Source organism: Congzhengia minquanensis, assembly GCF_014384785.1.
In the GTDB taxonomy this organism is placed as follows: domain Bacteria; phylum Bacillota; class Clostridia; order UBA1381; family UBA9506; genus Congzhengia; species Congzhengia minquanensis.
The window spans coordinates 1-2,218 of sequence record NZ_JACRSU010000014.1; the positions used below are offsets into that span (position 1 = coordinate 1).

Genomic DNA, 2,218 nt, shown 5'->3' on the forward strand with positions numbered 1-2,218 from the left:
AAGAGCGGCTCTAACTGGTACGTTTATTGTGAGAATAATCCGCTGAAGTTTGTGGATCCAAGCGGGTTAGTTGCTGGAGAAAAGTTTCGTACTTTACAAGAGTTATCTAACGACTGGGGTTGGAACTATTTTCCAACGTCTGAATATATTATGATGGAACAGGCATCTGCAATATATAAAGGCTATGATGAAAAAGGCGTTTATTATTCTTATACAGAGGCAATAGTGGGCGGCCCGCATAAAACCGATTTAGATGAAGCGGAAGCAATGATTCCTTATGGGGATGGTGTAACATATGTAGGCGCTATACACAGTCATCCGCAGGGAGGAAATATTTCAGACAATGATATAAACTATGCAGATAACAACGATAAATTTATAATTGCGGTTTATTTTCAGCCAGACGACAAGGGCTGGGGTAACGTAATTGCAAGAACGTATTCTGCCGGCGGTGCACCTGGGCCTTTAGTAAGCAATATGCCTATGCCAAATCCGTGGCTATCAGAGGAAAGAAAGGCATATTTAAGAAGTTTATCTCGCTATCGAAACGTATGGGAAAAACACGAAACACCCGATTGCAGGAAGGAAACTTCTACATGTGATCCAGATGCAATATGGAAACCTGATAGATGAGAGGAGTAGATATTGTGTTAAAAAAAATAGGCCTAATTTTATTATGCTGCATACTTTTTATATCATGTGAGAAGCGTCCGCCGGATTTAGAACCCAAATACCTTGGCCAATGTGGGTCAGCTGCTTATATAAGTGTTGAAGACTATTTAGTTCCGGAGGATTTTATTCATGAAGATATGGCAAAAGATATTAAAAAGGTTTTAAAAAAACACAAGGTAAAAGATGGCCCTATTGACGAAGATACTGCCCTTGATATTGCAATTTTAGTTGTGAAGCATCATTACAGAGAGGATTTTTTTCAAAAACGAACCGTATACCGCATATCGCCCAACTCAGATGACGGCGTATTTTGGCTTCTGATTTCTCAGGAAGTAGACCGCCATAGAACGCAAGACCCCTCAATACACATGATAGCAATTCATCAAATGAGCGGCGAGGTAGTTGCGTATCAAGTAACTGATGACCCGCGTTAGACGTGCAGGAAGAAAGATTCTACATGTCAGGCAGATCTAGAATGGAAGCCATATATATAAGGAAGGTGAATCATATGTTCAAAAAAATAGGTCTAATCTTGTTATGCAGTATGCTGTTAACTTCATGCGGAAACAAAGCCCCATACGTAGAACCACGTTATGCGGGCAACTATTGGCGGACTTTTGATGTCGTTCTGGAAGATCATTTGGTACCAGATGATTTTGTTGATGAAAAAATGGAAAAAGATATTAAAAAGGTTTTAAAAGAACACAAGGTAAAGGATGGTCCAATCGACAAAGAAACCGCCGTTGATATTGCAATCGCCGTTTCAAAAAATCTTAATTACGATGATTTTTTCACAAAACCGACGGAGTATCGTATATCCCCCAGGTTAGACGCCAATGCATATTTGGTTTCTATTTCTCCGGTATTGGAGAATCCAAACTTGCTTGTTGAATTGAATACAGACAATGTAGCAATTAGTCAGACAGACGGAACAGTGATTGCATATTGGGTAAGTTAGCGATGATAGGGTGGTCAGATGACTACCCTATCTTTTTTGTTTTTAAATCGGAGCAACGCTTTGTTATGCTTGCAAGGAGCAAAGCTTGCGACAGATTGTAACCTGTACAGCGTTAGCTCCTCAGAATTTCAGCGGGGGACATTTGTAGTTAGGTTATAAACTTAACAAGTTTTTTCAATGTTAAGTTGACAATGATATGTAAAATATGTATAATTAACAGCAAAAGAGGGATTTTTTTGCATTGGCAATGGCGGGATTGTGTCAAGAAAGTTGGGCACAGAGGCGCCTATGTATTTGATGAAAGACGTTCACGGCGACACAGCATATACACTGAATACAAACGGCACAAAGGATGCCGGATATAGATACTTTGCATTTGGCGAACAGTGGTCGCACTCTGGTTCCCAGGATAACCCTTACCGCTACTGCGGGGAGTATATTGATAATGAAACAGGGTTTATCTACTTAAGAAACCGGTATTACGACCCCAAGCTCGGCAGGTTTATCAGTGAGGACCCGGCAAAGAGCGGCTCTAACTGGTATGTTTATTGTGAGAATAATCCATTGAAGTTTGTGGATCCGTGGGGG

General features: G+C 40.5%; 4 protein-coding genes. All 4 read left to right on the forward strand.

Annotated features, from left to right (window positions below; genetic code table 11):
- Nucleotides 1–633 (forward strand): RHS repeat-associated core domain-containing protein (locus H8698_RS13165; protein ID WP_249313895.1); only part of this gene is annotated, 633 nt, incomplete at its 5' end.
- A complete protein-coding gene (locus H8698_RS13170) occupies nt 630–1,106 on the forward strand; it encodes a hypothetical protein (RefSeq protein ID WP_249313896.1) in 477 nt (158 codons plus the stop codon). The genes H8698_RS13165 and H8698_RS13170, both read left to right, overlap by 4 nt.
- A 74-nt stretch (nt 1,107–1,180) precedes the next feature.
- Nucleotides 1,181–1,630 carry a hypothetical protein gene (locus H8698_RS13175; protein WP_249313897.1) on the forward strand — a complete coding sequence of 150 codons (450 nt, stop codon included), beginning with the start codon at nt 1,181–1,183 and terminating at the stop codon, nt 1,628–1,630.
- A gap of 258 nt (nt 1,631–1,888) precedes the next feature.
- A partial coding sequence (locus H8698_RS13180) for an RHS repeat-associated core domain-containing protein (RefSeq protein ID WP_249313898.1) occupies nt 1,889–2,218 on the forward strand: 330 nt, incomplete at its 3' end.

Excerpts from the sequence above, each read along its gene's own strand:
- H8698_RS13170 (WP_249313896.1), top strand. The coding sequence starts at position 630 with ATGAGAGGAGTAGATATTGTGTTAAAAAAAATAGGCCTAATTTTATTA.
- H8698_RS13175 (WP_249313897.1), top strand. The coding sequence starts at position 1,181 with ATGTTCAAAAAAATAGGTCTAATCTTGTTATGCAGTATGCTGTTAACT.